This window comes from Pseudomonas sp. NY5710, from assembly GCF_013305665.1.
GTDB lineage: Bacteria > Pseudomonadota > Gammaproteobacteria > Pseudomonadales > Pseudomonadaceae > Aquipseudomonas > Aquipseudomonas juntendi.
Window position 1 is genome coordinate 672,469 of the sequence record NZ_CP045554.1, and the last position, 23,506, is coordinate 695,974.

The 23,506-nt window shown below is 61.1% G+C and carries 26 protein-coding genes, 1 tRNA gene and 1 pseudogene; 15 read left to right on the top strand and 13 right to left on the bottom strand.

From position 1 onward, the window contains the following. Positions 1–22: 22 nt before the first annotated feature. The 3 genes from GEV39_RS03080 to GEV39_RS03090 form a co-directional block, all read right to left on the bottom strand. Positions 23–1,318 (bottom strand): NAD(P)/FAD-dependent oxidoreductase, encoded by a 1,296-nt coding sequence (locus GEV39_RS03080; protein ID WP_009683004.1) that lies wholly within the window; start codon positions 1,316–1,318, stop codon positions 23–25. Positions 1,319–1,402: 84 nt separating this feature from the next. Then, positions 1,403–1,576 carry a DUF3094 family protein gene (locus tag GEV39_RS03085; RefSeq protein WP_033744188.1) on the bottom strand — a complete coding sequence of 58 codons (174 nt, stop codon included), beginning with the start codon at positions 1,574–1,576 and terminating at the stop codon, positions 1,403–1,405. Between the two features lie 133 nt (positions 1,577–1,709). Continuing rightward, on the bottom strand, positions 1,710–2,339 hold the full coding sequence (locus GEV39_RS03090) for a DUF1780 domain-containing protein (protein ID WP_173887522.1): 630 nt from the start codon (positions 2,337–2,339) through the stop codon (positions 1,710–1,712). A gap of 132 nt (positions 2,340–2,471) precedes the next feature. Between GEV39_RS03090 and GEV39_RS03095 the strand changes: the two genes are divergently transcribed. After that, on the top strand, positions 2,472–3,155 hold the full coding sequence (locus GEV39_RS03095; RefSeq protein ID WP_054903879.1) for an energy-coupling factor ABC transporter permease: 684 nt from the start codon (positions 2,472–2,474) through the stop codon (positions 3,153–3,155). Between the two features lie 50 nt (positions 3,156–3,205). On the opposite strand, the gene yacG is transcribed toward GEV39_RS03095, so the two are convergent. From yacG to GEV39_RS03115, 4 genes are read right to left on the bottom strand one after another with little or no spacing between them, the layout of a single operon-like run. Beyond that, complete coding sequence (gene yacG, locus GEV39_RS03100; protein ID WP_009683001.1) at positions 3,206–3,406, bottom strand: DNA gyrase inhibitor YacG; 201 nt, start codon at positions 3,404–3,406, stop codon at positions 3,206–3,208. Continuing rightward, complete coding sequence (gene coaE / locus GEV39_RS03105; RefSeq protein WP_173887523.1) at positions 3,403–4,026, bottom strand: dephospho-CoA kinase; 624 nt, start codon at positions 4,024–4,026, stop codon at positions 3,403–3,405. The genes yacG and coaE overlap by 4 nt, the downstream gene beginning before the upstream one ends. Further along, complete coding sequence (locus GEV39_RS03110) at positions 4,026–4,892, bottom strand: prepilin peptidase (protein WP_173887524.1); 867 nt, start codon at positions 4,890–4,892, stop codon at positions 4,026–4,028. The genes coaE and GEV39_RS03110 overlap by 1 nt, the downstream gene beginning before the upstream one ends. A gap of 2 nt (positions 4,893–4,894) precedes the next feature. After that, positions 4,895–6,103, bottom strand: coding sequence for a type II secretion system F family protein (locus GEV39_RS03115; RefSeq protein WP_173887525.1), 1,209 nt, complete (start codon positions 6,101–6,103; stop codon positions 4,895–4,897). Positions 6,104–6,318: 215 nt separating this feature from the next. Here GEV39_RS03115 and GEV39_RS03120 point away from each other — a divergent pair, with 215 nt between their 5' ends. The 8 genes and pseudogenes from GEV39_RS03120 to GEV39_RS03155 all read left to right on the top strand — a co-directional run bounded on the left by GEV39_RS03120 (position 6,319) and on the right by GEV39_RS03155 (position 11,344). Then, the gene (locus tag GEV39_RS03120; protein WP_173887526.1) at positions 6,319–6,729 is read left to right on the top strand and encodes a pilin; all 411 of its coding nucleotides are present in this window, start codon (positions 6,319–6,321) and stop codon (positions 6,727–6,729) included. A gap of 71 nt (positions 6,730–6,800) precedes the next feature. Continuing rightward, a tRNA-Thr gene (locus tag GEV39_RS03125) sits at positions 6,801–6,875 on the top strand. Between the two features lie 396 nt (positions 6,876–7,271). Further along, positions 7,272–7,391: pseudogene (locus GEV39_RS03130) on the top strand (Fic family protein); the annotation flags it as partial. 485 nt (positions 7,392–7,876) lie between these two features. Then, positions 7,877–8,104 (top strand): hypothetical protein, encoded by a 228-nt coding sequence (locus tag GEV39_RS03135; protein ID WP_054903892.1) that lies wholly within the window; start codon positions 7,877–7,879, stop codon positions 8,102–8,104. 455 nt (positions 8,105–8,559) lie between these two features. Beyond that, positions 8,560–9,024, top strand: a complete 465-nt coding sequence (locus GEV39_RS03140; RefSeq protein ID WP_125854783.1) for a helix-turn-helix domain-containing protein — start codon at positions 8,560–8,562, stop codon at positions 9,022–9,024. Beyond that, a complete protein-coding gene (locus tag GEV39_RS03145; protein ID WP_173887527.1) occupies positions 9,024–9,599 on the top strand; it encodes a PIN domain-containing protein in 576 nt (191 codons plus the stop codon). The genes GEV39_RS03140 and GEV39_RS03145 overlap by 1 nt, the downstream gene beginning before the upstream one ends. Before the next feature lie 756 nt (positions 9,600–10,355). Further along, positions 10,356–10,583 (top strand): hypothetical protein, encoded by a 228-nt coding sequence (locus GEV39_RS03150; protein ID WP_054903892.1) that lies wholly within the window; start codon positions 10,356–10,358, stop codon positions 10,581–10,583. Between the two features lie 305 nt (positions 10,584–10,888). Further along, on the top strand, positions 10,889–11,344 hold the full coding sequence (locus GEV39_RS03155; RefSeq protein ID WP_173887528.1) for a GFA family protein: 456 nt from the start codon (positions 10,889–10,891) through the stop codon (positions 11,342–11,344). Between the two features lie 65 nt (positions 11,345–11,409). Here GEV39_RS03155 and GEV39_RS03160 read toward each other — a convergent pair whose 3' ends face one another. Next, the gene (locus tag GEV39_RS03160) at positions 11,410–11,631 is read right to left on the bottom strand and encodes a hypothetical protein (protein WP_173887529.1); all 222 of its coding nucleotides are present in this window, start codon (positions 11,629–11,631) and stop codon (positions 11,410–11,412) included. Between the two features lie 63 nt (positions 11,632–11,694). On the opposite strand from GEV39_RS03160, the gene GEV39_RS03165 reads away from it, so the two are divergent. Next, positions 11,695–12,393: a hypothetical protein gene (locus GEV39_RS03165; protein ID WP_173887530.1), complete on the top strand. Its 699-nt coding sequence runs from the start codon at positions 11,695–11,697 to the stop codon at positions 12,391–12,393. A gap of 47 nt (positions 12,394–12,440) precedes the next feature. Here the strand turns inward: GEV39_RS03165 and GEV39_RS03170 are convergent, their stop codons facing one another. Further along, positions 12,441–13,826, bottom strand: coding sequence for a GntP family permease (locus GEV39_RS03170; RefSeq protein ID WP_173887531.1), 1,386 nt, complete (start codon positions 13,824–13,826; stop codon positions 12,441–12,443). A gap of 238 nt (positions 13,827–14,064) precedes the next feature. Continuing rightward, the gene (locus GEV39_RS03175; RefSeq protein ID WP_173887532.1) at positions 14,065–15,540 is read right to left on the bottom strand and encodes a PAS domain S-box protein; all 1,476 of its coding nucleotides are present in this window, start codon (positions 15,538–15,540) and stop codon (positions 14,065–14,067) included. Between the two features lie 204 nt (positions 15,541–15,744). On the opposite strand from GEV39_RS03175, the gene GEV39_RS03180 reads away from it, so the two are divergent. Beyond that, entirely contained in the window at positions 15,745–16,731 is a 987-nt protein-coding gene (locus GEV39_RS03180) for a hypothetical protein (RefSeq protein ID WP_009686079.1), read from the top strand. A 76-nt stretch (positions 16,732–16,807) separates the two neighbouring features. Beyond that, positions 16,808–16,987: a CsbD family protein gene (locus GEV39_RS03185; protein ID WP_029884902.1), complete on the top strand. Its 180-nt coding sequence runs from the start codon at positions 16,808–16,810 to the stop codon at positions 16,985–16,987. A gap of 76 nt (positions 16,988–17,063) precedes the next feature. On the opposite strand, the gene GEV39_RS03190 is transcribed toward GEV39_RS03185, so the two are convergent. Together GEV39_RS03190 and GEV39_RS03195 are read right to left on the bottom strand one after the other, a co-directional pair. Then, positions 17,064–17,885 carry an amino acid ABC transporter permease gene (locus GEV39_RS03190; RefSeq protein WP_029884901.1) on the bottom strand — a complete coding sequence of 274 codons (822 nt, stop codon included), beginning with the start codon at positions 17,883–17,885 and terminating at the stop codon, positions 17,064–17,066. Beyond that, the gene (locus tag GEV39_RS03195) at positions 17,882–18,703 is read right to left on the bottom strand and encodes an ABC transporter substrate-binding protein (RefSeq protein ID WP_009686082.1); all 822 of its coding nucleotides are present in this window, start codon (positions 18,701–18,703) and stop codon (positions 17,882–17,884) included. The genes GEV39_RS03190 and GEV39_RS03195 overlap by 4 nt, the downstream gene beginning before the upstream one ends. A 118-nt stretch (positions 18,704–18,821) precedes the next feature. On the opposite strand from GEV39_RS03195, the gene GEV39_RS03200 reads away from it, so the two are divergent. Together GEV39_RS03200 and betT are read left to right on the top strand one after the other, a co-directional pair. After that, a complete protein-coding gene (locus GEV39_RS03200; RefSeq protein ID WP_173891640.1) occupies positions 18,822–19,706 on the top strand; it encodes a homocysteine S-methyltransferase family protein in 885 nt (294 codons plus the stop codon). A 164-nt stretch (positions 19,707–19,870) separates the two neighbouring features. Continuing rightward, entirely contained in the window at positions 19,871–21,844 is a 1,974-nt protein-coding gene (gene betT, locus GEV39_RS03205) for a choline BCCT transporter BetT (protein ID WP_173887533.1), read from the top strand. A 6-nt stretch (positions 21,845–21,850) separates the two neighbouring features. Here the strand turns inward: betT and GEV39_RS03210 are convergent, their stop codons facing one another. After that, entirely contained in the window at positions 21,851–22,807 is a 957-nt protein-coding gene (locus tag GEV39_RS03210) for an arsenic resistance protein (protein ID WP_173887534.1), read from the bottom strand. A gap of 141 nt (positions 22,808–22,948) precedes the next feature. Here GEV39_RS03210 and GEV39_RS03215 point away from each other — a divergent pair, with 141 nt between their 5' ends. Continuing rightward, positions 22,949–23,494 carry a fimbrial protein gene (locus tag GEV39_RS03215; protein ID WP_064314581.1) on the top strand — a complete coding sequence of 182 codons (546 nt, stop codon included), beginning with the start codon at positions 22,949–22,951 and terminating at the stop codon, positions 23,492–23,494. Positions 23,495–23,506 lie beyond the last annotated feature (12 nt).

Here is a 23,506-nt window from a genome sequence, read left to right on the forward strand (position 1 = left end):
GCAGCCTCTATTGCAAGTTTTTTCAGTGCAACTTCAACCGCGGCTCGGTACCCCGGCCAATCTTGCTGCCCAACATCATCAATGCCGTACGGAAGAACCCGTACAACGCCATCTGGTGCATGCGGTACAGCGACACATAGAACATCCGCGCCAGCCAGCCTTCCAGCTTCACACTGCCCATCAGGTTACCCATCAGGTTGCCCACCGCCGAGAAGCGCGACAGAGAAACCAGCGAGCCGTAGTCCTTGTAGGCATAAGTGGGCAGCGGCTTGTTCTCCAGCCGCGCTTTAAGGCTTTGCGCCAGCATCGACGCCTGCTGGTGCGCCGCTTGCGCGCGTGGCGGTACATTGCGGTCGCTGTCTGGCTGCGGGCACGCCGCACAGTCGCCAAAGGCGAAAATGTTGTCGTCGCGGGTGGTTTGCAGGGTAGGGCGTACCACCAGCTGGTTGATGCGGTTGGTTTCCAGGCCATCGATGTCCTTGAGGAAACCGGGCGCACGGATACCGGCCGCCCACACCTTCAAACTGGCCTGGATCACCTCGCCGTCCTTGGTTTTCAGGCCGTCCTCGGTCACTTCGCTGACAGCGGCGTTGGTCATGACCTTGACCCCGAGTTTTTCCAGGGTCTTGTGCACCGGTACGCTGATGCGCTCGGGTAGCGCCGGCAGAACGCGCGGGCCGGCCTCGATGATGGTGATGTGCATGTCCTTGGGCTGGATGCGGTCCAGGCCATAGGCCGCCAGCTCGTGGGCCGCGTGGTGCAGCTCGGCCGCCAGCTCTACACCGGTGGCGCCTGCACCCACAATGGCTACGCTGATTTTCTCGCTGGCCACGTCGCCGGCGTGGGCACGCAGGTAGTGGTTGAGCAGTTGCTGGTGGAAGCGCTCGGCTTGCTTGCGGGTGTCCAGGAACAGGCAGTGCTGCGCCGCGCCCAGGGTGCCGAAGTCGTTGGTATTGGAGCCCACGGCAATGACCAGGGTGTCGTAGCCCAGGGTACGCGCAGGCAACAGCTCGCGCCCCTCTTCGTCCAGGGTGGCGGCCAGTTGGATCTGCTTGCCTTCACGGTCCAGGCCGCTCATGCGCCCCAGCTGGAAGTTGAAGTGGTTCCACTTGGCCTGGGCCACGTAGTTCAGTTCGTCTTCCGAGGAGTTCAGCGAGCCGGCGGCCACTTCGTGCAGCAGTGGCTTCCAGATATGCGTGAGGTTGGTGTCGACCAGGGTGACGTCGGCCTGCTTGCGCTTGCCCAGGGTTTTACCCAGGCGGGTCGCCAGTTCCAGGCCGCCGGCGCCGCCGCCGACAATCACGATGCGATGAGTCATGGGGATATCTCATAAGGTTTACGGAATGCTTGCCCTTTGGGGGCGGCCGCAAACTGCACGAGGGGAGGGCGAGCGCAAGGCAGCTCATAGCACCAGTCCACTCAGCAGGCGGCTGACAAGGCCCAACCCGATGGTCACGGCCACCACCAGCACAAGGAGCAGCCATGGCCGGAAGGGCCGGCGCTCGACTTGGTGCTGGGGGGCTCGCAGATACTCATCGACACGACGCTGATCTTCCGGGTTCAGGCGGCTGGTCATGGTAGGGCCTCGTCAGGTAGACGTAAGAGACTGCACAAACGCTACAGCGTTCGTGCAAGCGCTTGAAACAAATGATAATGCTTTCTATCCCTGGCGCCGAGTGTACGCCATCGCAAACACTCGCTGCACTGGATCAAAGACTGATGCCAACGTCGAAGACGATGCTGCGCCCTAGGTTGCTGCGCAGGAAATCCGGCGCATCGGGGTGGGCGAACAGCACGCGGGCAAAGGTTGGCCCGACCAGCGACAGCGAGCGCCAGCCCTGGCGCAGGTATTCGGTGGGCGGCGGGAAGTGGGTGTTCAGGTCCAGCACCTCGCGTTTGAGGCTGGAAAACGCAATGATGTCCAGCTCGTTCAGCTCCAGCCCGCGCTCGCGATAGTTGCGCGCCTTCTTGCGCAAGGTGGGCGCCAGCCGCCCGAGCAGTTCGGTGGCACTGATGCGTCGTGGGCGGGCTTCGCGGCGTACCAGTTGCGCCAGGGAAAATGCACTGCGCCGGCGCTGCAGCTCCTCGCGCCATTCATCATTCAGCCGGCGGCCCTCGTCGAGCACGAAAAACACCTCGAAGGCGGCGTCGCGGAACAGCACGTCGGGCGGCTCTTGCCCGGCCGGGGTGAAATCTTCGCTGCGGTAGGAAATGTTCAGCCCCTGCAACAGGCGCTGACACACCCACCGCTCCCGCTCCCACTTGCGGGCGTTGGAGAGGAAGGCATTGGCTTGTTCGGCCTGAATGGTCAGCAGGCGCAGGTAGTCGGAATCATCCATGCAGACAAGCTTAGCCGTTAATCGATGACAGCAAGAGGCACGCATGCGGCCGCAGGCCATCCGCTGCAGAGGGGCCGCGAAGTTTGCGTGTACACTGCCCTTATCCACAGGCTGGCAAGGGGCATTGTTCAGGTGATCAGCGCACAGGTGTTGTCTGGCACCACCCTAAGCCTTGGCTGGCTGGGCTACGTGCCGCTGCTGGCCTGGGCCGCCAGCCAGGTTCGCTGGGTGGAACTGCTTGCCGACCGGCGCCGCCAGCACCTGCTGTTTGGCACGGTGTTCTGCCTGTTCGCGTTGTGGCTGGTAAGGCGCGATTTCGATACCGGCGTGGCGTACCACTTCATCGGCATGACGGCGGTTACCCTGTTGCTGGACTGGCCACTGGCCGTGCTGGGTGGTTTCATGGCCCAGCTGGGCCTGCTGGTGCTGGGGCGCCAGGACCTGGCGGCGTTGGGGGTCAATGGTCTGTTGCTGGTGGGTTTGCCGGTGCTGATCACCGAGGTGTGCGCCCTTGTGGTGGAGCGGGCACAACCGCGGAACCTGTTCGTTTACATCTTCTGCTCAGGGTTTTTCCCTGCCGCACTCACGGTGCTGGTCTGCGTGCCGGTGGCGCTGGGGCTATTGTGGCTGGACGGGCGCTTTGCGCTGCCAGAGTGGCTTGGCGACTTTGTCGGTTACCTGTGGCTGATGATGTTCCCCGAAGCGTTCATCAACGGCATGGTGATCAGTGCGCTGGTGGTGTTTTGCCCGGACTGGCTGGAAACCTTCAACCGCACCCGGTACTTGCAGGCGCCGTGGAAGGACGATGAGCATTGAGCCCGCAGGCTAGGCCGGTGCATCACCGCCTGCCCGGCAGGTGGGTCAGTTCAATGCCGCGACTCCAGGTCGCCTGAATACAGCTCGTCCTCGGACTCCTGCGCCCCAGGAATCTTGTGTTCCTCCGCTGCCCAGGCACCCAGGTCGATCAGCTTGCAGCGGTCCGAGCAGAACGGCCTGAACGCGCTTTTCTCGGTCCATTCCACAGGTGCGCCACAGGTCGGGCAATCGACGGTCAATGGCTGGCTCATGGCTGGCCTCCTTTCAAAGTCAGGTAAAAGTGGTGCAGGCGGTCAACCTGCTCATGCAGCGCGGCGAGGTCGCCGTCATTGACCACCACATCGTCGGCATGGCGCAAGCGTTCCTCACGGGCCAGCTGGGCCTTCAGGATCGCCTGCACCTGCTCGGTACTGGTGTTGTCCCGGGCCAGGGTACGCGCCACTTGCAGCGCCTGCGGCGCATCGATCACCAGCACGCGCTGGGTCTTGTGGTGCTGCCCCGACTCGATCAGCAGCGGCGACACATAGATCGCATACGGCGACTCTGCCTTGGCCAGGTAGCTGAAAATCTCTTGCCCGATCAGCGGGTGCAGCAGTTGCTCCAGCCATTTGCGCTGCGCGGGGTCGGCGAAAATCAGCTGGCGCAGCGCGGCACGGTCGAGCTGGCCGTCGGCCTGCAGCACCCCCGCGCCAAAGCGCTCGACAATGCAGGCCAGGGCCGGGCGGCCAGGCTCGACCACCCAGCGCGCAGCCTGGTCGGCGTCGACCAAGTGCACGCCAAGCTCGACGAAGCGCTCGGCGGCGGCGCTTTTGCCGCTGCCAATGCCGCCGGTAAGGCCGAGAATCCAAGGGGTAAACGCCGCAGTGGTCATCAGTATCCCAGCAGTTGCAGGTAAGAGGCGTATATTTCATCACCCCAGAGCACGGCAATCCACCCCGCAATGGCCAGATAAGGGCCAAACGGCATCGCCGCGCCTAGTGCGTGCCGGTGCAAATGCAACAAGCACAGGCCAACCAGCGCCCCGACCACCGACGACAACAGCAGCGTCAACGGCAGCACCTGCCAGCCACCCCAGGCGCCGATCAGCGCCATCAGCTTGAAGTCGCCATAACCCATGCCTTCCTTGCCGGTGACCAGCTTGAACAGCCAATACACCGACCACAGGCTGAGGTAACCCGCCACCGCCCCCCATACCGCACTGCCCAGCGGCACATACACGGCAAAGGCGTTGACGATCAGCCCCAGCCACAGCATCGGCAGCACCAGCACGTCCGGCAGCAGTTGGTGATCAGCATCGATCAGGCTCAGGGCCAGCAGGCACCAGGTCAACGGCAATGCCAGCAATGCCTCGGCTGACGCACCAAAACGCCAGGCCACCAGCAGCGACAGCAGCGCGCTGGCCATTTCCACCAGTGGGTAACGCGGGCTGATGCGGGTCTTGCAGGCAGAGCAGCGCCCACGCAAGGCCAGGTAGCTGAGCACTGGAATATTTTGCCACGGGCGAATCGGGTGTCCGCACTGCGGGCAGCGCGAAGCAGGCAGGCACAGGTCGAAGCGCGGGTGCTGCGTAGTCGGCAGCCCCAGAACCTGCTGCGCTTCCCGCTGCCATTGGCGCTCCAGCATGATTGGCAGGCGGTACACCAGCACATTCAGAAAGCTGCCAACCAGCAGGCCGAGCACACTCGCCAGGGTGTAGAAGTAGGCCGGCTGTTCAGCCAGCAAGGTCCATAAAGTCATGTTCAGATCAAGCTACCCAACTGGAAGATCGGCAGGTACATCGCCACTACCAGGCCACCCACCAGCAAGCCCAGGACCAGCACGATGGCCGGCTCCAGCAAGCTGGTCAACTGGTCCAGCGCCTGGCTGACCTGTTCCTCATAATGGCTGGCGGCTTTTTCCAGCATCGTGTCCAGCGTGCCGCTGGCTTCACCGATGGCCGTCAGTTGCACCAGCAAGGGTGGAAACAGCGGCTCACCCGCCATCGCCTGGTTCAGCCCCTGCCCATTGGCCATACCCTGGCGCAAGCGCAGCACCGCCTGTTCATGCAACTGGCCCCCGGTTGCCTGCGCCACCGTACCCAGGGCATCCAGCAGGGGCACCCCGGCCCCATAAGCGGTTGCCAGGCTACGCGCAAAGCGCGCCAACGCCGCCTGCCCCAGCAGCGTGCCGAATTCCGGCAAGCCCAACACCAGGCGCCCGAGCCACAACCGCGCAGGCGCATGCCGGCGGCACAGCTGGCGCCCGGCAAAACCTAGCACCAGGCCCAGCGCCAGCAACATCGGCGCAAACTGGCCGAACCCTGTGGACAAGTCGATCACCCACTGGGTAAATGCCGGCAATTGCGCGCCCATGCCCGCGAACATGTCCTCGAACCTGGGTATTACCTCCAGCAACAACACCGCCGACACGCCCAGCCCGGTCAGTAACAGCAGCAACGGGTAGACCATCGCCTTGCGCACCTTCTTCTGCAGCGCCCGCCGCTGTTCCAGCATGCTTGCCAGCTGCTCCAGCTGCCGGTCCAGCGTGCCCGACTGTTCGCCCACCCGCACCAGGTTGCAGTACAGCGCATCGAACCAGCCCGGGTGGCGTTGCAACGCATTCGCCAGCCCCAGGCCCGCAGCTACATCCTGTTTCAATCTAACCAGCAGCGCAGCCAGAGCAGCACCACAGCCACTGCGCCCCATCACCTCGAACGCCTGCAACAGCGGCACCCCGGCCTTGAGCAAGGTCGCCAACTGCCGGCTGAAACCCGCCGGGTCGGCTTTTTCCCGCCGCTTTGGCAGCTTGAGGCCAAGCCCGCTGGCCGGCCGCAAACTGGCCACGTTGATGCCTTGGCGAATCAGCCCGGCACGCACATGGGCCGGGCTGGGCCCAGGCGTTTGGCCACTGACCGGCGCGCCATTGGCGTCGGTGCCGTGCCAGCTGTAGAGGGGGGTGGTAGTGGTCATGCGAAGGTCCTTTTATTGCCCGTGCGACAAGCCTGGAAACAGCTTGCCGCGCCTATGCCAGGGCGCGCGTCCATGATGCTCACTAGAGTAGTTCAGCGATGATGAAGCCCAAGCAGGCAGGGGTGACAAAAGGTGACTGTTCAGGCCTACTGCGCCGCTGTCGCTTGGGGCGAGATTGACCCTAACGAGTACGCGTATCAAAAAGGAAACTGTTCATGAAAGGGCAACGCGGTATCACCCTGATCGAACTGATGATCGTTGTGGCGATCATCGGCATTCTGGCGACCATCGCCTTACCGATGTACACCAACCACCAGGCCCGCTCCAAGGCCGCGGCCGGCTTGCTGGAAATCAGCGCCCTGAAAACGGCCATGGACCTGCGCCTGAACGACGGCAAGGATGTAGCCGACGTAGCCGAACTGGGCGGCCAGCCGGCAACGGCGCATTGCGCGATCACCGCCAACGGCAAGGCGGCCGATAGTAGCGGCAGCCTGGTTTGCACCCTGGTGGACGCACCGGCCACCGTGCTGGGCAAGGCCCTGACGTTGACCCGTTCGGCAACGGGCTGGGCGTGCACCACCGACATCGAAGAAGACCTGGCGCCGAAGGGCTGCAAGGGGGCCTGAGGGCAGGGCAATAAAGTAGTGGAAACAGGGGTTTGCGTAACGGGTGCGAGCAGTGGTACGTTGCGCTACACGCCGGTGTAGCTCAGTCGGTAGAGCAGCGCACTCGTAACGCGAAGGTCGCAGGTTCGATTCCTGTCTCCGCACCAGTCTTTAATCCGCGATGGTTCACCATCATACGTGGATCCCAATGAAACCGCCGCCTAGGCGGTTTTTTTGCGGTGACTCGATGGGCGTTAAAACGCCACATTCTGCGGCATTTATGTACATTCATTAGTACATCCTAGTTTCGGTTAGCAAGCGATGTACTCACGCGTCGTGCCGGTTGCCTGAGGTTGGGTCTGACAATTCGCAGGCCGCTTTCCTAGCTTGTACTGTTCGCCCAGCCCCTCGCCCAATCGACTTATCACCCCGCCTGTTTTGACTTAATCTTGCAGAGGATTTGAGATAATGCTTTTCTTTGATATGCCCTTAGCCCAGTATTTACGGGCATAAAAGCAAAAAAATTTGAGATAAAGCATTCGCCTCCTAGAGATAATTCAAAGATGCCTCAATTTTCTCACCACGATCTCCAGCTGTTGAACCCATCCTTTGACTCGCTCCTGGTCGACGTGCTAAACGAGCTTGAGTTCCTGCGTCGCCTGAGGCTAGAGGGCGATACCCCGCAATAGATCAAACCCACATTCATAACCCTGCCTCGCCCCTCGACCGACTATCTACCCACACATTTCCGCGATTTCTCCCACAGCAAACAGCCTTGATTTTAAGCCCCCGCAGCGCTACCTTCCCCCAGTCGCGGCCAATTCCGCGGCCGGGTTTGGCGACCCGAACGAAAAGGCGCATCGGCGCCCCCAACCACGATTGCAGGCGCTTTTTTTGCGTCCGCCGTTTCGTGTAATGGCGGCTGTGCGTGGGAGACCTTCGGGTCTGCCGAGTTCCTTTTCCTCGGTTCGCCAACCTGCGTACAGCTGCCACCCTAACCGTTTGGCGACGGTGAGGGCGGTGCTTCAATTGAAAAGGAAAGCATGCATGCACACTTCAAGTCTATTCAGAATCCCCGCATTCGCTCCCCGCCGTCGTTTCTCGAAGGCTTTCAGCGACATCACTGTCAATGCAGCAGGCCTTACCTTCCTCCACCAGGGGGTGCGCCATGTCTGACCAAGAACGCCTCTCCACCCTCCAAAGCTACGCCTGGACCCTCGAACTGCTAGGTGAAGCCTTGGTCCAGCACGACGAAATGCTGGAATGCGAACACAACCCGCGCCTGAGCTTTCGCAATACGGCCGGCATCCACCAGGCGATCCGGATCATCAGCCGGTTGGCCAGCGAGCAGTGTGGCAAGGTAATGGAGCAAGCCGGGCGCGCCTCGACCGATTAGTAGAGTCATGGCTTGCTGGAGGGCGTCGTGGTCGTTTTTACGACCTCGGGCGCCCCGGCGAGAGAGTGCCGTAGCGTGCACATTGTTGATCCGGACGTTTCCAGAGCGTCGAGCCTGATCAAGAAAGGCATGAACATGTGCGCGCGGGATCTCGGCACCAATGCTCAACAGTCGTCTCTTTCCGGCGGTGGTCATCGAGTGTTGCCTTGACCTAGTGGGGGCGCTGATGACCGGCCCTGTCCGTTGATTGGACCGCTTCAGGTCGCACTCTGGCCCTTCACCCTCAGCGGAACCACAGGCCTGAGGAAGCTGTGGGTACCAGCCACTAGCTCATGATCATGCTTGAGCCGGCGCCGAGCCTTGTTTCGTTTGTTGCGTTTCGTTTATTTCGATTATAAGATCTAAAACTGCCGTATGAGACGCCAGGAATTTCAAGTCGCTTTTGGAGACACATCATGACTACCGCCGATCTCGCTCGAAGCATCCTTCCAGATGAGAAAGCGATCGCCGCGGCTACTGAATCAAGCCGCCAGATCGCTGCTTTCGTTTCGACGAAACTGGATATTCAGCGTATTGAGCTGATTGATGAAGCCCAGCAACGCCAAGTCGTTGAGCTACCGACGTTCGCTCTTAGACTGCTCGGGGACATTCTTAACGAACTGGCTCTAGGTAACACCGTGAAAGTAGTGCCGGTTCACGCAGAACTGACTACTCAAGAAGCCGCCGACATGCTCAACGTGTCGCGTCCGCATCTTGTCAAGCTACTGGACGAGGGTCAGATACCACACACAAAAACCGGCAGCCACCGTCGTATCAAGTTCACCGATGTCATGGCGTTCAAGGCCGAACGTGACAGAGTGAGCCAAGCCGCCATGGAAGAACTGGCTGCACAAGCCCAAGTGCTCAATATGGGGTATTAATGAGGCATTCACCGTTCACTGTTATCTATGACGCCTGTGTGCTGTACCCAGCCCCTCTGCGTGATTTGCTGATGCACCTGGCCTTGACCGGCGCTTATCGAGCGCGCTGGTCCGTGCAAATTCATGATGAATGGACGCGAAATGTGCTGAAAAATCGTTCTGACCTGACTAAAGATCAGCTTGATCGCACTGTTGTAGCCATGAACCGGGCAGTACCTGATTGTCTTGTGAATGACTACGAGCCGTTGATGCTAGGGCTTGACCTTCCTGACGAAGATGATCGGCATGTCTTGGCCGCTGCAATCAAATGCGGTGCATCGGTCATCGTCACATACAATCTCAAGGATTTCCCCGCTGAGATCTTAAAGCGCTTTGAGATCGAGGCTTTGCACCCCGATGTCTTTCTTTCTGACATATGGGACTTGGATCAAGCAGCCGTGCTCGAGGCAGTCCAAAAGCAGCGCGCCTCTTTGAAAAATCCTAGGTACACGTCTCGCGAGCTACTGGATATCCTGCTTAAGCAACGTCTCCCGGAAATCGTCAAGCACCTTTCCAGCTACGAGCTGTTGATTTGATCGTGCTCCCTTGCGTTGGTGGACAATGGGTCATAGAACTAGTGTTTGGTCCAGACATGGTGCCGCAAAGCTCAAGGACTTGGCCCTCGCGATGTGCCTCGCAGAAGAGCCCATATCATGCGGACTCTTGCCTCGATGATTCGCGGTGTTCCACTTAAAATTGTGTAATTTTCAAGATAATCATTGCCTGGTGATTCTGTTAAACCTGATATGCGGCTTATAAATCAACTTTTACTAGATAATAGCTTCGCTATTTAGAGCTTTTTTATATCTCGCAGTTTTCTCACTTGGCTTTTGTGTAATTTTCTCGACCAATTTCTGACATTTCCCGTAGACTTTTCCTACAAAGATCAATCTTGCACCGTCGACAGCTGTGAGGCTAAATTTCCTGGTCACGAAAAAACCGTGACCGGGCGTAGGAACCCGTTGGTAAACTTGGCGTACGCACTCGGCGCCGCTGCACCACAGCTGGCGCTTTTTTGTGCTTGCCGTGCTGTGTCATGGCGGCTGTGTGCGGGCAGGCTTCGGCCTGGCCGGGTTTCCAAGTTTCCCGGTATTCCTACCCCGCACACAGCTGCCACCCAATCCCGTAGGAAGGATCGTGGTAGCTCCAATCAAAACTTGGAGCTTCATGCATGTTTATCTCAAGCCTGATCTGGATCCTCGCATCCGTTCCCCTCCGTCATTCATTTGCTGCTCTGCGTGACCTCGCGGATAGCAATGCCGGCTGTGTCTCAACCCGTTCAGAGGTGCGCCATGTCTGACCAAGAACGCCTCTCCACCCTCCAAAGCTACGCCTGGACCCTCGAACTGCTAGGCGAAGCCTTGGTCCAGCACGACGAAATGCTGGAATGCGAACACAACCCGCGCCTGAGCTTTCGCAATACGGCCGGCATCCACCAGGCGATCCGGATCATCAGCCGGTTGGCCAGCGAGCAGTGTGGCAAGGTAATGGAGCAAGCCGGGCGCGCCTCGACCGATTAGCAGAGTCATGGCTTGCTGGAGAGCGTCGTGGTCGTTTTCACGACCTCGGCAGCCCCGGCGAGAGAGAGTCGTAGCGTGCACATCGTCGATCCGGACGTTTCCACAGCGTCGAGTCTCGTCAAGTCAGGCATGAACACCTGCTTTGCGCTTGCTGTCGCGGCCACAGGATTTTCGATCCATACCGCCTGCGTGGTGAGGCAGGGCGACAAATGGAATTCGTAGTACGCTCCAATGACTAGGTATTTCCAATACATCTGGCTTGTTCCCTGAATCGCCAGGTTTGCCTTTCAAACGGGAGAAACGCCATGACGGATGAAAACAACTATAACCGCCCTGTCTACCAAGCAGCGTGCCATTGCGGCACCGTGCGTTTCTCACTGCGGTTAACCGATGGTCTGCGCACCGCACGCAGGTGCAACTGCTCGCTGTGCCGGATGCGCGGGGCGGTGGCGGTGTCGGTCAATCTGGGCGATATCACGGTCACCCAAGGTGAAGAGGCCCTGACGCTCTACCAGTTCCACACCCGGGAAGCCAAGCACTACTTCTGCTCGAAATGCGGCATCTACACCTTCCACCAGCGGCGGTCCTCGCCGGACCAGTATGGGGTGAACGTTGCGTGTATCGACGGGATGAGCCCGTTCGATTTTGCAGAGGTGGCGGTCAGTGAAGGGCGTGTTCATCCCAAGGATCGGGTGGGGGGTGGCGCGGAGGTTGCGGGGTGGGTGCGGTATGCAGCTAACCCGGCGTGTGATCAGGGCTGAGGGCATCGCCCATGTTCGCGTGGGCCTTCGGGATCTGGCTTTCGCCAACGGGGTAGGTGTAGGCCTTAAACCGCCACAGCCCAGCCCGTGCAAGCCAGCTCGAACAGCTCCAGACTGACGCCATAGCGGGTAATGAACTGCGCGTCCGAGGCTGGCAGTGGGGCCGCTTTGCGGCCCATCGCGACGCAAGCCCGCTCCTGCAGGGTGAGGTGGCGACGCAAGGGAATAGCAAATGGCTCAAGTTGAGTGGAACGCTTGCGCCGCTCTCGGGCATGGTAATCAGGCAAGGCGCGGTGCCAGCACTTTGCAGTAACCATTCACTGGCCAATGCCAACTGCCGAGGATTTTGCATGGATCAGAACAGAGACAGCCTGAAAACAACCAACCCTATCGCCGGGCTGCCGGGGGCAGTATTCGAGAAAGCCTGGGAGGTGCGTTGGGCCCTGAAACTCACCTACGTGTGCCTGTTCATGGATATGGCTTTCATGACAGCCCTGGGGACCACTCTGCTGGATTTCTCGGGGGACATGGCTACGGTCTGGGGGAATATCGGGCGGATCTTTGTGAGTGTCGTGGTGTTTTGCCTGGCCGTGTCGGTGTGCGTTCCAGTGCTTGCGCAGGTCGCGGCCATGCTTGGTTCCTATATCCCTTGGCACTGGCTACAGAGCCGGCGCGATTACTCCCTGCTGCACAATCACGTGACCTACAGCGCCTTGAAAAAGCACAGCCTTCGTGAAGGCAATGAGTTCCTGTTCAACTACTGGCGCAGCAAGAGCCAGCAACGGGAGGTGTGGCGTCAGCAGCGCTACCAGGCCGGTGTACTGGTATTCGGGCTGGTGGTGATGGCCATTGCCAACGCCAATGTCGGGGCGCATTACCAGTTGCCTGGCTTGATGCATCAGGTCACCGCGCTGATTGGCTGGGAGGGCTATCTGGTGCTGGGGGGTATTACGCTCTGCCTGTTGCACTGGGCGTGGTGGGCTGCGGATGAGATTGGCCAGATCTACTACCCGCCCTTGGCAGAAAAGCTGAGGGAGCGCGACTACTGACCCCGCGGCATGTGAGCCAGCAAAACTGGCTCACCCGCTCATCCGGCTCAGCCCACCGTAACCGCCGCATTCAGCACCAACACCACGACCAACCCCACCACCGCCACGATCGACTGCACCACCGAGATGGTCTTGGTCGCTTCCCCCATGGTCATGCCAAACGACTCTTTCACCATCCAGAAACCGGCATGGTTGGCGTAATTGAAGAACAGTGAACCGCAGCCGATGGACAGGGCCAGCAAGGGCAGGTTCAGGCTGGGGTCAGCACCTGCCAAGGGGGCCAGCAGGCCGGCAGCGCCGACGATGCCAACGGTGGCCGAGCCGGTAGACACCGACAGCAGCATGGCGATCAGCCACCCCAGAATCAACGGCGGGAAAGCCGATTGCTGGGTCAGGTGCACGATGGCATCGCCAACCTTGGCGCTGGTCAGCATCTCCTGGAAAGCGCCGCCGCCGGCAATGATCATGATGATCGAGGCAATCGGCTTCAGGCTTTTGCCCAGCGCATCGCGCAACTGCTCGGCGTTGCCACCGCGCGCCAGTACCAGGCTGAAGCCTGCGAACAGCACGCCCAGCAGCATGGCGATCAGTGGGTTGCCAAGGAAGCTGGCCAATTCCAGCAGCGCATTGCCCTTGGGCAGCAGCATTTCGGCAACGGCGTGCACCAGCATCAGGATCGCTGGCAGCAGCGCGGCCAGCATGCCGATCAATACACCGGGGCGGGGTTGGCCGTCGGCCTGCTCAGCCAGGGTGAACTGGTCCAGCAGTGCTTGATCGGGGCGGGTGCTCATGCGCCGGGAAATGAACATGCCGTACAACGGGCCGCCCAGGATCATGGCTGGGATCGCGGCAAGGAAGCCGTAAAGCATGGTCGGCCCGACCGAGGTCTTGAGCACGGCAATGGCGGTCAGTGGGCCAGGGTGCGGAGGGACCATGCCATGCATGGCCGCCAAGGCGGAAATCACCGGCACCCCCACGTACACATAGGCAGAGCCCTTGAAGCGCGCCTTGCCCTCCAGTTTGCGTGCCACGCTGAAAATCAACGGCAGCATGATCACCAGGCCCACCTCGAAGAACATCGGGATGCCGATGACGAAGGCCACCAGCATCATCGCCCAGGGGATCAGGCGGTCGGGCGTGCGTTTGAGGATGACATCGGCGACCTGTTCGGTAACGCCAGCATCCGCCAGGATCTTGCCCAGCATGGCGCCAAGGGCAATCACCACCCCGACCGCACCCAGTGTCTTGCCGGCACCGGTGAGCAGGTGCGAAACGATACTGCCGGGTTGCATATGGGTCGCGAAGCCCACGCCAATGGACACCACCAGCAACGCCAGAAGCGGGTGCATCTTCAGGCGCGACACGATCAGCGCCACCAGCACCAGGACACTGACCAAGGCGGTCAGCAACAGCTGAATATCTAAGGGAGTCATGCAAGGAGTCTCGGTTGGGCAGGCGCGTCAGCGGCAAACAGAAGGTGCAGGCAGGGCAAACAATTGTGCGGGCTGGCCAGCATGCAAAGGCATCGGAACGGGGAGTGCGGTCATGGAACGATTCACCTTGTTATTTGGTCATATATATGAATCTGACCAGAGTATTTGCGGTCAACCGGGATACTGTCAAGGGTGGGCTATGGCAGCTGCGGCGCCGAGCCCAGCCGCGATCAACCCATCAGGTGCTGAACAAACGCCGTTCCCGCGCCCACACGATCGCTTCACTGCGGCTGTGCACATCAAGCTTGGAATAAACCGTTGCCACGTGGTTGCGCACCGTGTTCAGCGCCAGGTTCAGGCGCGCCGCAATCTCCTTGTCGGCCAGCCCTTCGCAGATAAGCGCCAGTACATCCCGCTCGCGGCGGGTAAGGTCGGTGAACGAGGGGTCGGGCAACCGGCCGGTGTTGATGCGTTTGGCATTGGCCAGCTTTTCGATCAAGGTCTGGCTGAACCATGATGCATCCTGCATGACGGTCTCGATCGCCTCGACCAGTTCCAACTCCGAGCGCTTGCGCTCGGTGATGTCCATCAGCACCAGCAGGTAGCACGGGGTGTCCAGCAGGCTCACGGTGTCGGCTTGCAGCATGCAGTCGAGCGGGTCGTCACCTTTCTTGCGCAGCTTCACATCCAGCGCCTCGATACGCCCGCTCTTTTCCAGCGCATCGAACACCTGCGCTGCCACCGCGCAGTCGGCAAAGAAGTCGATTTCGGCCACGGTTTTCCCGATCAGCTCCTGGGCGGTGTAGCCCAGGCTGTCGAGGAACGCTTCGTTGGCATCGATCAGTTGCTGCTTGTCGGCGCTGCACAGCAAGGTCGGCACCGGGCTCAGGCGAAACGCCTTGGCAAAGCGCTCTTCGCTCTGGCGCAGGGCGTTCTCCGCCTTGCGCCGGGGCTCCAGGTCGGTGAACGAAAACAGCATGCAATCCTCTTCGTGCATGTCCAGCGGCTGCCCTGCCACGATCACCAGCTTGGTGCCGCCTTCTGGCAAGCGCAGCTCGGCCTGCATCTGCGGGATGGTCGCGCCTTCTATCAGGCGCTCGATCGCCAACTCCTTGCGCTCGGCGTTTTCCAGCACGTCCACTTCATACACCGAGCGGCCAATGACGTTTTCCCGCACATGCCCGGTCATTTCCAGAAAGCCCTGGTTCACCTTGATGAACCGCAAGTCGCTGAGGCGGCAGATAACGGCGGGGGCAGGGTTGGCGTTGAAGGTTTTTTCAAAGCGCTGCTCTGCGCTGGCCCACTCGGTAGCGTCGGCCAGTATCAGCACCAACGATTCGGCCTCGCCCTTGCTGTCTTCCAGCACCATGCTGCGAACACGGTGTACCCGGCTGCGCGCCTCCTCATCGCCAACCGGCGAAACCTCGACCACGACATCGCTGAACACTTGCCCCGCCGCCACGCGGGCAATGGGGTACTGGTCGGCTTCCAGTGGATGGTTGTTGCGGTAGCGCAGGGCAAAGCGCTGGCGATAACCCTCGGCGTCCCCGCCCAGCTGCTCCAGGCTGTCGACCCCGTGCATGCGCAGGGCGGCTTCGTTGGCCCAGATGATCGTCTGGTCCACTTCCAGCAGCATCACGCCATCCGAAAGCCCGGCAATTATCTGCTGCAGCTGGCGGCGGTTGGTTTCACGGGCAAGCACGGCGTCGCTCATGGGCGTCCCCCGGTCGGTAGTGGCTGGTGTGGTGACTGGCGTTGAGCATAAACGCAGCAGGCACCGGCAGATTGGTGCCAATGCACTAGTGCGGGTGGGGCAGATGCATCAATACACCCTTGCATGGGACCCGCAAACTGGCCATGACGTTGCATCAGGCACCCGTGGCCGGTGCAGCCAGTTCCCATTGACGAGGATGCATAGATGACTGAAGCCTATGTAAGCACCCCGGCAAATGCCGTGAGCCCGCTGCGGGTGTCGTGGAGTGCAGTTTTCGCCGGGGGGGCCATTGCCTTGGCTACCTACCTGGTACTCAGTGTGCTGGGCACCGCCATCGGGGCCGGGGCCGTTGACGCGATGGCCGATGGCAACCCGCTGCGTGGTTTTGGCACCGGTGCGGGGGTGTGGTTGTTCGTCAGCACCCTGGTTTCGGTCGCCGCCGGTGCCTGGGTTGCCGGCCGCACGGCGCCGGGCCGCGGTGGCCTGCATGGCCTGTTGAGCTGGACGGTGACCACATTGCTGGCGACCTGGCTGCTGGCTTCGCTGGCCGGGGGCGTGGTCGGCACTGCCGGCAATATTGCCGGTAAAGGCCTGTCGCTTGCCGCGGATGGTGTGGCTGCCGCCGCACCGGCAGTCGGCCAAGGCATCAAAGAGCGCCTGGGTAAGCAGGGCATTTCGCTCGACTGGGACAGCCTGGAAGCGGAGCTGAACAAGACCCTGCAGCAGTCCGGCAAGGCCGAACTGAACCCGTCGAACCTGGAGCAGCAGGCCGATCAGGCGCAGGCGCAGGGTGAGTCGGCGGGCCGTATTGCCGCCGAGGACCCGACCCAGGCCGTTGACCAGCTCAAGCAATGGTTCGACCGGGTACGCAAGGCCGGTGAGCCTGCGCTGAGCGCGGCAGACAAGCAGGCCCTGGTCAACATCGTGGCGGCGCGCACAGGCAAGAGCCAGCAGGAGGCCCAGCAGATCGTCGATAACTATGCCCGTGCCTACCAGCAAGCCGCCGAGCAGGTGCAAGTGCTGAAAGACCAGGCAGAGCAACAGGCGCGTGAAGCTGCCCAGGTAGCGGCCAGCAACGTGTCCAAAGCCGCCTGGGGCACGCTGGTAACCCTGCTGCTTGGCGCTGCCTTGAGCGTTGTGGCAGGCCGCTTCGCCCTGTCCTCACGCAAGACCCGAGTCGTGAATGTGTGATCACCCGCCCAGGTCTGCCCGTTTCACTGGTGTAACCCCAACCCACATGTACTGATGTCGTTGAAGGAGAAAAACCATGAGCAGCACGTCTGACAAAGTCAAAGGCATGGCCAACGAAGTGGTTGGCAAGGTCAAGCAAGCCGTCGGTAAAGCGACTGGCAATACCGAGCTGGAGGTAAAGGGCAAGGTGCAGGAGAAAAAGGGTGAAGCCCAACAAGTGGTGGGCGATGTGAAGGACGCCGTCAGCAAGGACTAGCCGACTGTCGCCCCACCCACCAGCGGTCGCCTTCGGGCGACCGTTCTTGCATGTGCCCGCTGCGCCCAGGCATTGCTCAGCGCTGGTACGCCTTGCCGAAGTGCCGTTCCAGGCGCGCTTGCACCAGCTCCAGCAGAATCGACAGTACCCAGTAGATGATTGCCGCGGTAGTCAGCATTTCCAGGTAACGGTAGCTGGAGCGCCCGTACGACTGGGCCAGGAACATCACTTCCCACACCCCCATCACCGAAATCAGCGATGAATCCTTGAGCATCGAGATGAACTGGTTGGCCGTGGGCGGAATGATCACCCGCATGGCCTGGGGCAGCACGATGTAGCAGAACGTCTGCGGCGGGCGCATGCCCAGCGCCAGCGCCGCTTCGCGCTGGCCACGCGCCACGCCGAGAATGCCGGCGCGGAAGATTTCACTGAGGTAAGCGCCGTAGTTCAGCGACAACGCAATGATGCCTGCGCTGATTGCGCCGGGCACCAGGCCGACCTGTGGCAGGCCCAGGTAAATCAGCAGAATCTGGATAAGCAGCGGCGTACCGCGGAAGAACGAGGTGTAGAAACTGGCGATACCGACCAGCACCGCACTGCCGGACAAGCGCGCCAGGGCTGCGGCAAAGCCCAGCAGCACCGAGACCACCATTGAGCACAGGCACAGGAACAAGGTCAGCGCTGCGCCTTGCAAAAAGCCGTTTGGGCCCAGTTTGAAGCCGGCGAGGTTGGGAAACTTCTCCACAATGATCGCGAACTTCAGGTCGAAGCTGAGGAAGAACGCCACGAACAGACCGAACAGCGCCAGCCAGGTCAGCAGCAGCCGGGTGCGAAAGCCGAACAGGCTGGCGCCCGTGGCTTTGGCCGCGGGCTTGGGGGAAGAAGGGAAGGTGCTCATTTGCTGATGTCGGCGCCAATCCATTTCTGCGACAGCTTGGCCAGCGTGCCATCGGCTTTCAGTTCGGCAAACACCTGGCGCACCTTGGCATCCCATTCAGGGTCACCTTTTTCGATGGCCACCGAGTTGGGCTCTTCATACAGTGGGGCACCGGCCAGCTTGAAGCGCTTGTCCTGGGTCAGGCGCGGCTGCGCGGTCACCAGGTTGGTAAGAATGGCATCCAGACGCACGCCCGCGCCCAGGCCCAGGTCCTGGAAAGCGACGTTGTCGGTGTCGTAAGGCGCAATCTGCACAAAGTCGAAGGGGTAGTCGATCTTCTGGTCTTCCTTGCCTTCGATCACCAGGTTCTTGTTCAGGTAGCTCTCGTAGCTGGAGGCGCTGGTCAAGCCTACCTTGCGCCCATCCAGGTCCTTGGCCCCATGAATGCGCTCATCCTTGGCATTGACCACGATCACCGCCGGCGATGCGTAGTATTCCACCGGGAAGTCGAACACTTCGGCGCGGGCTTTGCTGGGCGTCATCGAGCAGATGCAGATGTCGTAGCGGCCGCTCCAGCGGCCGGCGGCGATCACGTCCCACGACGGGGTTTCCAGGCGCAGCTTCACGCCAAGCTTGTCGGCCACAGCCTTGGCCACATCCACGTCGAAGCCGTCGAGTTGGTTCTGATCATTGAGGAAGGAGAACGGCGGGTAGCTCTCCATCAACACGTTGACCATTTCCTTGCGCGATTCAACCCGCTCCAGCGTGGTGCCTGCCAGGGCCTGGGACGCAGTGGCGAGCAACACGAGGCCCGCGCCGAGCACAGTAGAAAAGCGCATGTACATACCTGAAAAGTTTGCCAAAAAAGAGAAAGTGTATTTAATAGTTATAAACCTTTCTCTCATAATGAATTTTATTCATAAGTACCTTCAGAGTAGTTATATGACACAGCGCGCGATGGTTATTCTCGACGGGGGCATGGGCCGTGAACTGCAGCGCAGCGGCGCACCGTTTCGTCAGCCCGAATGGTCGGCGCTGGCGCTGACAGAAGCGCCGGAGGCCGTGTTAGGTGTGCATGCGGCGTTCATTGCCGCGGGTGCCCAGGTCATTACCAGCAACAGCTATGCGGTCGTGCCGTTCCACATTGGCGAGCAACGGTTTGCTGCAGAAGGCCAGCAGTTGGCCAATACCGCCGGCCAGCTGGCGCGTCATGCGGCCGATAATGCTGCGCACCCGGTCAAGGTAGCGGGTTCGCTGCCACCGCTGTTCGGCTCTTACCGCCCTGACCTGTTCCAGCCTGAGCGGGTCGAAGAAGTATTGAAGCCGCTGCTCGCCGGCCTGGCGCCACACGTTGATCTGTGGCTGGCCGAAACCCAAAGCGCCATCGCCGAAGTACGTGCCATCCATGCGCACCTGCCCAAAGACGGCCGCCCGTTCTGGGTGTCGTTCACTTTGCAGGACGAGGACGTGGATACAGTGCCGCGCCTGCGTTCCGGTGAGCCGGTGGCTGATGCCGTGCAAGCGGTAGTCGGACTGGGCGCCGCAGCGGTGCTGTTCAACTGCAGCCAGCCGGAAGTAATCGGCGCGGCCATTGACGTCGCCCGTGCCGTTATCGGCCAGCAAGGCGCAGAGGTGGCCATCGGTGCCTACGCCAACGCCTTCCCTCCGCAGCCCAAAGAGGCTACCGCCAACGACGGGCTGGACGAGTTGCGCGAAGACCTGGACCCACCGGGCTACCTCGCCTGGGCCAAGGACTGGCGTGAACGCGGCGCCAGCATGGTGGGCGGCTGCTGCGGCATTGGCCCAGAGCACATTACCGAGCTAAAGCGTAACCTCGGCTGACAGATTCAAAGCCTTCTGTACGGCAAGCGAAGCGGTTAAGTTTTGGAATTGCTGGAACTGACGGTAAGGTTTCAGCATCTTCCATGCATCATGCGCCACGGGTAGTCGTGTTTTGGCTGCCCAACCATGGAGCGCAGCGCTGAACGCCAGAAGGAGTAACGCCTATGCCTGAAGAACAACAACGCAGGAGCACCATCAACCCACCCGTCTTTTACACCAGTGCGGTGCTGGTGCTGTTATTGGTGTTGTACGCCACCCTGTTCCAGGCGCATGCGCAAAGCGTCTTCGAGCAGGTTCAACAATGGATTGTCACCAATGCAGCCTGGTTCTACATCCTCACCGTTGCACTGGTGCTCATCAGCGTTGTCTTCCTGGCCGTAAGCCGCTATGGCGACATCAAGCTGGGCCCGGACCATAGCGAGCCCGACTACCCCAACAAAAGCTGGTTCGCCATGCTGTTCTCTGCCGGTATGGGCATCGGCTTGATGTTCTTCGGTGTAGCCGAACCGGTGATGCACTTCATCAACCCGCCGGTGGGTGACCCCAATACCGTCGCCGCCGCCCGCGAAGCCATGAACATCACCTTCTTCCACTGGGGCCTGCATGCCTGGGCGATCTACGCCATCGTGGCGTTGATCCTGGCCTACTTCAGTTTCCGCAACGGGCTGCCGCTTACCCTGCGCTCGGCGCTGTACCCCTTGATCGGTGAGCGTATCTACGGCCCTATCGGCCATGCAGTGGACATCTTCGCCATCCTGGGCACGGTATTTGGCGTCGCCACCTCGCTGGGCTACGGTGTGCTGCAGATCAACAGTGGGCTGAACCAGTTGTTCGGCCTTCCGATCAGCACCACCGTGCAGGTCATCCTGATCGCCGTTACCTGCGCACTGGCCACGCTGTCGGTGGCCAGCGGCCTGGACAAGGGCATCCGTATCCTGTCGGAGCTCAACCTGGGCCTTGCCGTGCTTCTGATGGTCTTCGTGCTGGCTTTAGGCCCTACGGTGTTCCTGCTGCAAGCCTACGTGCAGAACACAGGTGCCTACCTGTCCGACATCGTCAACAAGACGTTCAACCTGTTTGCCTACGAACCCACCGACTGGATTGGCGGCTGGACCTTGCTCTACTGGGGTTGGTGGTTGTCCTGGTCGCCGTTCGTGGGGCTGTTCATTGCCCGCATTTCGCGTGGCCGCACCATTCGCGAGTTCGTTTGCGGCGTGTTATTCGTGCCGGCCGGGTTCACCTTGCTGTGGATGACGGTGTTTGGCGATTCGGCCATTCACATGATCCTGCACGGCGGCATCAAGGACCTGGCCGCGGTGGTCGACCAGGACAGCTCGCTGGCGTTGTTCGCGTTCCTTGAGCACTTCCCCTGGTCGACAGCCATTTCGATGGTGGCGGTGCTGATGGTCGTGGTGTTTTTCGTCACCTCGGCCGACTCGGGCGCCTTGGTGGTGGATATGCTGGCTTCGTCCGGCAGGGGTCAGTCACCACTCTGGCAGCGCGTGTTCTGGTCCGTCAGCATGGGCGCGGTGGCCATTGCCCTGCTGCTGGCCAACGGCCTGAAAGCACTGCAGGCGGCCACGATTGCCAGCGCGTTGCCGTTCGCGATCATCCTGCTGTTCTCCATCTGGGGGTTGTTCAAGGCCCTGGGGCTCGACGCCACACGGCGTGGGCTGCGCACCCAGGCATTGCCAGGCCAGCGGCAGGGCCGTCAGAACCACGGCGGCTGGCAGCGCCGCTTGCGCAACATCGCCATGATGCCGCGCAGGGCGCACGTTACCCGCTTCATCGCCGACGTGGTCAAGCCCGCATGCGAGGAAGTGGCCCAGGAACTGCGCAAACAGGGCTATGAGGTGACCGTGGACGAGCGTGACGACGGCCGCATCACGCTCGAGCTTTCCCATGCCGGTGAAGGGCGCTTCAAGTACGAGGTACGCCCCCGGGCATTCAATACGCCGAGCTTCGTCATGCGCGACGCCGATGACAACAGCGATGCGCGCAAATACTTCCGGGCAGAGGTGTACCTGCGCGAAGGCGGGCAGGACTACGATGTCATGGGCTGGAGCCGCGAGGATGTGATCGGCGACATCCTCGACCAGTACGAGCGCCACCTGCATTACCTGCACGTGGTGAGCTGATGCCGTTTACGTGCGGGCGATCGCCGGAATCGCCCGCACGTAGACCAGCTCGCAGATCAGCTCGACCAATGTCTGGGTAATCACCGCCGCGGCCGCCAGCGTGCGCCACTGCTCTGGCAAGGCAAGCGCCAACGGCAGTACCACCAGCGAATTTCGCGTCGCCGCACTGAACATCACGGCGCGCTTCTGTTGTGCCGGCAAGCCCAGCAGCCTCGCTGTTGCCCAGCCGATGGCCGGTGCCACCAGCGCAAAGCCCAGGTAAACCGGCACTACTGGCAACAGTTGCGGCAGGTCGTGCAACACGACCCGGATCTGTGAAGCGATCACCACGAACAGCACCAGCGCCATCGCCGGTACGGGCATCCAGGCCCAGGCATCGTTCCACCGGCTCACCCCCCGCCACTTGCCGACCAGGGCACTGGTCCACACGGCCAAGGCCAACGGCACGACGATCATCGCTACGAACGCCTGTACGAAAGGCCCTATCACCAGGTTCAACGGCTGGCCATCGTCGAGCATGAGCGCCAGGTAAAACGGCAACAGCAGCAGTTGCAGCAGCAACAGCACGGGCGTGGCGGCCAGCATGAGCCGCGCATCGCCTTTGCCCATGTGTGTAAACACCACCACGTAGTCGATGCAGGGTGCCAGCAGTACCAGCAAGGCGCCTGCCAACAATGCCGGCTGGCCCGTCAGCCCGCGGGTCAGGGCCCACACCAGCAAGGGCACCAGCACGAAATTGGCCAACAGCAAGGCAACCATGAACCGTCGATTGGCCAGGCTCGCGCGCAGGTCCAGAAAGGGTATCTGCAAGAACATGGCATACATCAGCATGGCGATGGCGGGTGTGATCAGCACTTCCAGCACTGAAGCACCCCCACTGGTGAAAAGGCCGAAAGCGCAGGCCGCCAGCACGGTGGCGAAATAGATCAGCGTTTGCCGGGTTTCGAGTTGGTCTCTGGTCAAGAAATTACCTGCTGAAAAAAGTGCGGGCCATGCGGTGCGGGGCACTGCAGCCAGTGGTTGTTTTAAGACTCGTCTGAGTTATCCGCCAGCGCCATCGCTGCATTCTATGTGCAGCCTACACAACAACCACAGGACGTCGTAATGAACATTCGTGCCATCGCTATCGCCGTAGCTGCAACCATGACTGCCCCTGGCCTGGCCAGCGCGGCCAATACCATTACGTTCAGCGGGGAGGTCACTGACCAGACTTGCTCGGCTGTCGTCGATGGCAACACCGAGCCAACCGTCGTCATGCAAAGTGTGCCAGCCAGTGCGCTGATCGGCGGCTCCGGCAAGAACACCGGGGAAACCAAATTCACGCTGCGCCTGACCGGTTGCGCTGCGCCAGCCGACGCCAACGAGCAATTCACGACGCTGTTTCAAGCTACCAACCCTACAACGCTGGGCAACCTGACCAACACGGCCACCAACGGCGCCACAGGCGTTGCGTTGCAGTTGCTCGATGCACCCGGCGGTAGCCCGGTAAACCTGGCAGGTGGGGCGGCAGTCAGCGCGGGGCAAATCGTCCTGAGCGCCGGCCAGACGTCTACAAGCCATGACTATGCCGTGCGTTATGTCTCCGAGGCAGCCACCGTCACCGCAGGCCCTGTCCTGGGCGCCGTCACTTACACCCTGCGTTACGAGTGATGCGTGCACGCC

What these genes read in the sequence shown, in the direction of transcription:
- GEV39_RS03080 (WP_009683004.1), bottom strand. Translation starts at nt 1,318, where the DNA reads ATGACTCATCGCATCGTGATTGTCGGCGGCGGCGCCGGCGGCCTGGAA.
- GEV39_RS03085 (WP_033744188.1), bottom strand. Translation starts at nt 1,576, where the DNA reads ATGACCAGCCGCCTGAACCCGGAAGATCAGCGTCGTGTCGATGAGTAT.
- GEV39_RS03090 (WP_173887522.1), bottom strand. Translation starts at nt 2,339, where the DNA reads ATGGATGATTCCGACTACCTGCGCCTGCTGACCATTCAGGCCGAACAA.
- yacG (WP_009683001.1), bottom strand. Translation starts at nt 3,406, where the DNA reads ATGAGCCAGCCATTGACCGTCGATTGCCCGACCTGTGGCGCACCTGTG.
- coaE (WP_173887523.1), bottom strand. Translation starts at nt 4,026, where the DNA reads ATGACCACTGCGGCGTTTACCCCTTGGATTCTCGGCCTTACCGGCGGC.
- GEV39_RS03110 (WP_173887524.1), bottom strand. Translation starts at nt 4,892, where the DNA reads ATGACTTTATGGACCTTGCTGGCTGAACAGCCGGCCTACTTCTACACC.
- GEV39_RS03115 (WP_173887525.1), bottom strand. Translation starts at nt 6,103, where the DNA reads ATGACCACTACCACCCCCCTCTACAGCTGGCACGGCACCGACGCCAAT.
- GEV39_RS03120 (WP_173887526.1), top strand. Translation starts at nt 6,319, where the DNA reads ATGAAAGGGCAACGCGGTATCACCCTGATCGAACTGATGATCGTTGTG.
- GEV39_RS03135 (WP_054903892.1), top strand. Translation starts at nt 7,877, where the DNA reads ATGTCTGACCAAGAACGCCTCTCCACCCTCCAAAGCTACGCCTGGACC.
- GEV39_RS03140 (WP_125854783.1), top strand. Translation starts at nt 8,560, where the DNA reads ATGACTACCGCCGATCTCGCTCGAAGCATCCTTCCAGATGAGAAAGCG.
- GEV39_RS03145 (WP_173887527.1), top strand. Translation starts at nt 9,024, where the DNA reads ATGAGGCATTCACCGTTCACTGTTATCTATGACGCCTGTGTGCTGTAC.
- GEV39_RS03150 (WP_054903892.1), top strand. Translation starts at nt 10,356, where the DNA reads ATGTCTGACCAAGAACGCCTCTCCACCCTCCAAAGCTACGCCTGGACC.
- GEV39_RS03155 (WP_173887528.1), top strand. Translation starts at nt 10,889, where the DNA reads ATGACGGATGAAAACAACTATAACCGCCCTGTCTACCAAGCAGCGTGC.
- GEV39_RS03165 (WP_173887530.1), top strand. Translation starts at nt 11,695, where the DNA reads ATGGATCAGAACAGAGACAGCCTGAAAACAACCAACCCTATCGCCGGG.
- GEV39_RS03170 (WP_173887531.1), bottom strand. Translation starts at nt 13,826, where the DNA reads ATGACTCCCTTAGATATTCAGCTGTTGCTGACCGCCTTGGTCAGTGTC.
- GEV39_RS03175 (WP_173887532.1), bottom strand. Translation starts at nt 15,540, where the DNA reads ATGAGCGACGCCGTGCTTGCCCGTGAAACCAACCGCCGCCAGCTGCAG.
- GEV39_RS03180 (WP_009686079.1), top strand. Translation starts at nt 15,745, where the DNA reads ATGACTGAAGCCTATGTAAGCACCCCGGCAAATGCCGTGAGCCCGCTG.
- GEV39_RS03185 (WP_029884902.1), top strand. Translation starts at nt 16,808, where the DNA reads ATGAGCAGCACGTCTGACAAAGTCAAAGGCATGGCCAACGAAGTGGTT.
- GEV39_RS03190 (WP_029884901.1), bottom strand. Translation starts at nt 17,885, where the DNA reads ATGAGCACCTTCCCTTCTTCCCCCAAGCCCGCGGCCAAAGCCACGGGC.
- GEV39_RS03195 (WP_009686082.1), bottom strand. Translation starts at nt 18,703, where the DNA reads ATGCGCTTTTCTACTGTGCTCGGCGCGGGCCTCGTGTTGCTCGCCACT.
- GEV39_RS03200 (WP_173891640.1), top strand. Translation starts at nt 18,822, where the DNA reads ATGGTTATTCTCGACGGGGGCATGGGCCGTGAACTGCAGCGCAGCGGC.
- betT (WP_173887533.1), top strand. Translation starts at nt 19,871, where the DNA reads ATGCCTGAAGAACAACAACGCAGGAGCACCATCAACCCACCCGTCTTT.
- GEV39_RS03215 (WP_064314581.1), top strand. Translation starts at nt 22,949, where the DNA reads ATGAACATTCGTGCCATCGCTATCGCCGTAGCTGCAACCATGACTGCC.